This window comes from Streptomyces sp. NPDC014006 (genome assembly GCF_043088925.1).
GTDB lineage: Bacteria > Actinomycetota > Actinomycetes > Streptomycetales > Streptomycetaceae > Streptomyces.
Genome location: NZ_JBICAJ010000023.1, coordinates 51,174 through 57,549 on the forward strand (window position 1 = coordinate 51,174; position 6,376 = coordinate 57,549).

Below are 6,376 nucleotides of genomic sequence, written 5' to 3' on the forward strand. Positions count from 1 at the left end.
CTTCGGACGACAACTGTGCGGCTCTGGCCGCCTGATCAGGCCCGGTTCTCCGCCTGGAACATCCAGCTCTGCTTCTCGAGATCGGCCGTCAGTCCGACGAGGAGATCCTCGGTGACCACATCCACGGGGCCCATCGCGACGATGCGCTCACGCAGCCTTTCGGTCACGGCAGAGAGCGCGTACACCAAGGCCTCGACGGCGTCACTGTCCTTGGTCCAGCCCGGCGGAAAGGCGGGCACGCCACTGGCTCCCGCAACGGTCCCGGCCCGTCCGTCCGGACTGACGCCCAGGGCGGCCGCGCGCTCGGCCACCGTGTCGGCGTGGTTCCGGGCGACGGTGGCGGCCTCGTCGAGCTGGACGTGAACCGAGCGGAAGCGCGGGCCGTACACATTCCAGTGGGCCTGCTTGGCCACCAGGGACAGGTCGAGAAGGTCGGCCAGGGTCGCCTGCAGCGCCGCACCCGCGGTCTCGCGGTCGCGCTCGGGCAGAGGGTTGTTGACAACCGGCACAGGAGTGCAGTCCTTTCGTGACAGGCGCCGGCTCTCAGGCGGCGAGGAAGTCGAGCAGGGCGGCGTTGACCTCGGCCGCGTGGGTGAGCAGCAGCCCGTGCGGAGCGCCGTCGATCTCGACGTACCGCGCGTCGGGCAGTCGGCGGCGGAACTCGCGGGCCGTGGCGTCGATCGGCAGGATGCGGTCGGCGGTCCCGTGCAGGATCAGCGACGGCACGTCGATGCGCTCCACGTCGGCCCGGAAGTCCGTCAGCCACGCCGGGACGCACGCGTACGCCGCCATGGGCGCCGAGTCGATGGCGGTGGCCCAGTTCGCCCGCAGCGCGGCCTCGCTGAGCCGCGACCCGAGCGTCTCGTCGGTGTTGAAGAAGTCGACGAAGAAGCTCTCGTACCAGGCGTAGCGGTCGGCCTCCGCCTGCTCCGCGATGCCGTCGAAGACGCTCTGCGGCACACCGGTGGGGTTGTCCGGCGTCTGCAACAGGAACGGCTGGAGCGAACCGAGGAACGCCGCCTTCGCCACCCGCTCCGAGCCGTGGACGCCGAGGTAGCGGGCGACCTCGCCCGAGCCCATCGAGAACCCGACGAGAACCACGTCACGCAGGTCCAGCTGCGTCAGTACGGTGTCCAGGTCGGCGGCGAAGGTGTCGTAGTCGTAGCCCGTCATGGTCTTGCTCGACCGGCCGAAGCCACGGCGGTCGTAGGTGATGACGCGGTAGCCGGCCTTGACCAGCGCATCGGTCTGCTTCTCCCACGACTGCCCGTCCAGCGGGTAACCGTGGATCAGGACGACCGGCTGCCCCGACCCGTGGTCCTCGTAGTAGAGATCGATGCCGGTCGAGCCCTCGGTGCCGACGGTGATGGTTCCCATGGTGTGCCTTCCCGCCCGTCCGCCGTGTGCGGACCGGGCATGGCACAAACCTAGGAATCAAGCAGGTCGGACCGCGTCCGTCGGACTACGGCTTCGACGTACGTCATGGTGCTGCGTCTTCCGCGTACGTCATGACGCTGCGCCTTCGGGGTACGTCGTCGTGCCGCCGAGCACCGCGGCGAGTTCGCCGCGGGACGTGACCCCCAGTTTGGGGAACATCCGCTGGAGATGGGTGCTCACCGTCCGGGGCGAGACGTACAACCGCTCGCCGATCTCCCGGTTCGTCAGACCCTGCGCGGCGAGCTGGGCGACATGCAGCTCGGTCGAGGTCAGCCGGTCGACCGCTGCCGGATCCTGGCGCGGGGACGACGCGCCCGCGGCGCGCAGCTCCTGCCGTGCCCGCTCCGCCCATGCCGACGCGCCGAGGGCGTCGAAGATCTCGCGTGCGGCCTGCAGGGCGACGCGGGACTGCGCGGGCCGCCGGTGACGCCGCAGCCACTCGCCCAGGGCGAGGCGCGCCCGCGCCCCCTCGAACGGCCAGTCCGTGGGGACGGCGTCGATGGCCGCCCTGTACAGCGGCTCGGCGGCATCCTGCGGGCTCAGCAGGGCCCGGCCCAGTCGCAACCCGCAGAGCAGGGCGGGCGAAGACGTCGATTCCCCGAACGGGGTCAGCTCCCGCACGATGTCGCGTGCCACCCCCGCGGATTCGCTGCGCACCGCCGCCTCGACCAGCTCCGCGACCGCGTAGAAGCGCAGCCAGGAGTGGAAGGCGGGGTCGGCCGGGTCGAAGACGCGGTGCAGGTGGCCGAACGCGTCGCCGTAGCGGCCCTGGCAGAGTGCCGCCTGCCCGCGGGCCATCTGCATGATGGCCAGCACCGGGCGCCCTCCGCTGGGAAGGGCCTCGCGTTCGGCTTCCGCCGCCCATGCCTCTGCCGCCGGGTCGCCGCTGACGGCGGCCAGCTGCGCGCGGATGGCATTCACCATCGCGTGCACAAGAGGCTGACCGGTCTCGCGGGCAAGCGACGCGGCCTCCTCCGCGGCGAGGGAACCAGCGCGCACGTCACCCAGCCGTGCGGCGCTCCCCGCCTGGACGCAGAGGGCGCGGGCCAGCATCGACAGCCTGCCCTGCGCTCGCAGGGCGTCCAGCGACCTCGCCGTCAACCGGCTCGCCAGGGCGGGAGCGCCCACCGTCACGGCGGCGGCCCCCAGGAGCTGGTCCCCCTCCGCGTTCTCCGACGAGCGCTCCAGCTGACCCGCCAGGCCCTCCATGACCCCTTGCCCACGCTCGACCGGCGCCGAGTACGCCCGCAGAGCGACCAGGTCGGCGTTGTCGGCCGGCACGGGCATCAGGTCGGCAGCGGCGGCGACCCGCTCGCGGGCGGCCGGGCCCGGCTCTCCCCAGAAGCACTGCAGGACCGCGCTCCACAGCATGCGCAGCCCCAGTGTCGGCTCGCCGCCGGCGGCGATCTCGACCGCCAGCTCGGCCAGCTCGGCGGTCGCGGCCCCCTCGCCCCGCGTCCCCTCGGCCAGAGCGATGCTGACCCAGGCCGCGCGGCCTTGGTCCCGGACCGAAAGGTCCAGTGAGCGCGCCTGGGTCAGCAGATGCGTCGCGACGTCTCCTTGGCCCGACTCCAGTGCGAGCTCCGCCGCCCGGAGCAGCCGGTCCGCCCGCGCGGAGGGGTCCTTCGTCAGCTCCGCCGCCCGCCTCAGCGCGGCAAGAGCTGCGGCGACACCGCCTCGCCGCAGGGCTCTGCCGGCAGTGGAGTCCAGATCCCGTGCCACTCGTTCGTCGAGACCGGCGGTGGCGGCGGCACGGTGCCATGCCTGCCGATCGGGCTGCCCCTGGAGCGCGGCGGCCAGCGCGGCGTGCGCGGCCTGGCGTTCCGCGGCGGTGGCGGCGTGGTGCATCGCCGAGCGGATGAGGGGGTGCCTGAAGGCCGTCCCCTGGGCCTCCACCAGGCCCGCGTCGATCGCTGCCTCGAAAGCACCGACGTCGACCGTCGTCCCGAGCATCCGGGTCGCCGCGGCGAGGCATTCGTCCATCGTCCCGTCACCGTTGAGGGCCGAGAGGAGCAGGACCGCACGGGTTTCGGCCGGCAGGCGGGAGACCCGTGCCGTGAACGTCCGCTCCAGCCGCGCGGTCAGCGGCAGCGGACCCGGGTTGAGCGCGTACGCCCCGCCGACCGACTGCAGCGCGACCGGCAGCTCGGTCAGCGCCAGCGGGTTCCCGGCGGCCTCCTCCAACAGCCGCCGTCTGACCTGCTGTCCCAGTCCGGGGGCCACCGCGTCCAGCACCTCACCCGACACCTCGTCCGTCAGCGGGCCCAGGTGCAGCACTGGCAGGCCGGCACTGCTGAGGCGGTCGTCGAGGCGCCGGGTGACAGCGACCAGAACGATGGGGTCGGACTCGATCCGCCGCGCCACGAACCCGAGCACGTCGAGGCTGGCACGGTCCATCCAGTGGGCGTCCTCGACGACCACCAGCAGTGGCGCCTTCGCCGCCGCGTCCGTCAGCAGGGTCAGCGCGGCCAAGCCGACGAGGTACAGATCGGGTACGGCCTCGTCGACGAGCCCGACGGCCGCGAGCAGCGCGGTGCGCTGACGTCCCGGCAAGTCGTCGATTCCGTCCCGCAGTTGGTGAACCAGCTGGTGCAGACCGGCACAGGGTAGGTCTTCCTCCGACTGGACCCCCACAGCGGTGATCACACGGGTCCCGCCGCGTGCTGCCGCGCCCGCGGCCTCCGCGACCAGCGCCGACTTGCCGATCCCCGGCGCGCCGGTGATCACCGTCGCGCCGCCCGAACCGGCGGCCCCCTGCTCGACCAGGGCAGCCAGCGTGCGACGCTCCGTATCGCGACCCAGTAGCGCCCGCCGATGCATGCCGCACCCCCGTTTCTCTGTGCCTCCCCGTCACCCGACGGCTCCGCGTCCTCACGAAACCAGGCGACCCGGCGGCATCTCCGCAGGTCGGCGACCTGGAAGCCTGGCCTGGATGCCGTTCATGCAATGGTATGCGTGCTGCCGAGCGGGAACGACCGCTGTCCGCATCCGCGAAACCGAGCCGCCGCCGGGATCACGGCGAGGTCGATCGGCTTTCAGGCCTCGCCCCACGACCCGGGACCACGATCGACTTCTGGGGCGTGGCCGGTGCCTCGTTCGCGGCGGGCCTCATCCCTGCTTCATGCCCCACCACGAGACCCGACGCCCTCGACGCCATGAGGAATTACGAGGCTCTGGCTGCAGTTCCGTGACGAGCCAGCACAGTTGTTGACCTTGGTGGCATCGGCTGTCAGTGGGGACCAGCACAATGCCGCCATGAGCTACGACATGGCTGTATGGGACGGTCCGAGCCCTGCTGACGATGCAGCGGCGCTTGAGGTCTTCGAGGGCCTGTACGACAGATTCATGAGAGGCGAGGGCCAGTCGCCGACCTCTCGTATCAGTCAGTACGTCGAAGGGCTGGTGGCCCGGTGGCCCGACCTGGGTGAAGACGATGAGGACGAGGACGCGAGCCCTTGGTCGGACGGCCCCTTGATCAACAACGCGAGTGGCCCGCTCTTCTATTTCGGCATGGTCTTCAGCAAGTACCAGGAGGCCGCCGAGTTCGCCGCTGACCTGGCCCGGTCCTCCGGCCTGGTCTGCTTCAATCCGCAAGATCGGCGTTTGATCACCTGAGTCTTCGCTATGCCCCGATCACGGCTGGGTGAGGATGCGGGTGCGGAGGAGTGCGAACGCGGCCCTGCCGTACATGGCTCGCTTGATGGTTTTAACACTATTTACGTGGCCTTCGACGGCTCCGGAACTCCAGGGCAGGGTGAGTCCGGCGGTGACCGCGTCGAGGTCCTGCCGGAGGAAGCCGGCGAAGCCCTTTATGGGCTTCGGTGCGTGCTGCTCGGCCTGTCGTATCCACTCCAGCAGAAGGTATCCGCTGGTGGCGGACCAGGTCTGCGAAGGCGCGGGCGAGGTTGCAGGCCCGGGTGATGTCTGGGCAGGCGAGTCGGACCTGAAGTAGGCGTTCGTTCTGGCTGTCGGTGAGGGTCTCGCGGGGGCCGCATGATCCAGGAGGTGATCTTGCGAGGGCTGGGGATGTCGGCCCGGACCGGTTCGGCGGTGCCCGCGCGGAGGGCGGCGAGGTGTTTGCGGACGACCTGGCGGCTGCCGCGCTAGCCGCGATCGCAATCGACCGAAGCCACCCCGCCAGCCCAGTGCTGGAACGGCGGTAGCTGGCGGACAGACCCGGCACCTGCTCGACGAAGGTCGTGCGGGAACAGCTCTTCCGGTCGCAGAAGTACCGGCGCACCCGCAGCCGGACGATGACCCGGCGCGAACCCAACGGCCTTTCGTCCAAGTAGCGTTGATACGTGCTACGTATGCGGCGGTCCTGCTTGCGGCAGTTCGGGCACCGGCCTGGGCGGCCCGTCGACACCGCCTCCATCATTAGGACTCCGGAGGAGTCGCTCACCCCCTCCACGCGCACATCGATCCCGGGAAACAGCACATCCTCAACCGTCTTGCTCGCCACGGCAGGAAGTACGCTGCCGAAACGATCCCGCGGTCTGACCGCTGACCTGGGAATTCACGGAACTGCGGCCAGAGCCCTGAGGGTCTACAACGAGAGCGGCGCCCAACTGGGCGACTACGACCTCGGCAGCAACGCCGACGAAGGCCATTACGAGGTGGTTCGGGCAGATCGCCGTCCGACTGCAGGAGTGTGCTGGGGGCGCGGGCCGGACAGCCAGGCCAGGAGCGCGTGGCCGGGGCCGGTCGTGGTCGGGGCGGTCGGGGCGAGGGACCAGGCGCGCCGGAGATCGGTGGCTTCGATACGGGCGAGGGGGAAGCGATGGGCGACCAGCGTCGCGACTGTCGCCCGCAGGGCCTAAAGGTTGTCCCGTAACCGGTGGGGCGGTTGGTGCGTTGGCTGGGCATGGGTGGGGTGATCTCAGCAGATGATCCGAAGTGGATCGAGCCGTTCTCGGGACTGACCGAGGTGCAGTTCGCC

The 6,376-nt window shown here is 70.8% G+C and carries 5 protein-coding genes and 1 pseudogene; 1 reads left to right on the forward strand and 5 read right to left on the reverse strand.

All coding sequences use genetic code 11. The features are described from left to right. Window positions 1-35: 35 nt before the first annotated feature. The 3 genes from ACF1GV_RS40285 to ACF1GV_RS40295 form a co-directional block, all read right to left on the reverse strand. Window positions 36-509 carry a Dps family protein gene (locus tag ACF1GV_RS40285; protein ID WP_057606771.1) on the reverse strand — a complete coding sequence of 158 codons (474 nt, stop codon included), beginning with the start codon at window positions 507-509 and terminating at the stop codon, window positions 36-38. A gap of 34 nt (window positions 510-543) precedes the next feature. Next, window positions 544-1,377 carry an alpha/beta fold hydrolase gene (locus ACF1GV_RS40290; RefSeq protein ID WP_057606772.1) on the reverse strand — a complete coding sequence of 278 codons (834 nt, stop codon included), beginning with the start codon at window positions 1,375-1,377 and terminating at the stop codon, window positions 544-546. 129 nt (window positions 1,378-1,506) lie between these two features. Continuing rightward, a complete protein-coding gene (locus ACF1GV_RS40295) occupies window positions 1,507-4,257 on the reverse strand; it encodes an AAA family ATPase (protein ID WP_391691806.1) in 2,751 nt (916 codons plus the stop codon). A 435-nt stretch (window positions 4,258-4,692) separates the two neighbouring features. Here ACF1GV_RS40295 and ACF1GV_RS40300 point away from each other — a divergent pair, with 435 nt between their 5' ends. After that, window positions 4,693-5,052, forward strand: coding sequence for a hypothetical protein (locus ACF1GV_RS40300; RefSeq protein WP_391691809.1), 360 nt, complete (start codon window positions 4,693-4,695; stop codon window positions 5,050-5,052). Between the two features lie 18 nt (window positions 5,053-5,070). Here ACF1GV_RS40300 and ACF1GV_RS40305 read toward each other — a convergent pair whose 3' ends face one another. Both ACF1GV_RS40305 and ACF1GV_RS40310 read right to left on the reverse strand, forming a co-directional pair. Then, window positions 5,071-5,556, reverse strand: a complete 486-nt coding sequence (locus tag ACF1GV_RS40305; protein ID WP_391691816.1) for a transposase — start codon at window positions 5,554-5,556, stop codon at window positions 5,071-5,073. Window positions 5,557-5,668: 112 nt separating this feature from the next. Next, a pseudogene (locus ACF1GV_RS40310) lies at window positions 5,669-5,815 on the reverse strand (hypothetical protein); the annotation flags it as partial. Window positions 5,816-6,376: the final 561 nt, after the last annotated feature.

Bases quoted from the DNA above. Each gene is read 5' to 3' on its own strand.
- ACF1GV_RS40295 (WP_391691806.1), bottom strand. From the start codon at position 4,257: ATGCATCGGCGGGCGCTACTGGGTCGCGATACGGAGCGTCGCACGCTG.
- ACF1GV_RS40300 (WP_391691809.1), top strand. From the start codon at position 4,693: ATGAGCTACGACATGGCTGTATGGGACGGTCCGAGCCCTGCTGACGAT.
- ACF1GV_RS40290 (WP_057606772.1), bottom strand. From the start codon at position 1,377: ATGGGAACCATCACCGTCGGCACCGAGGGCTCGACCGGCATCGATCTC.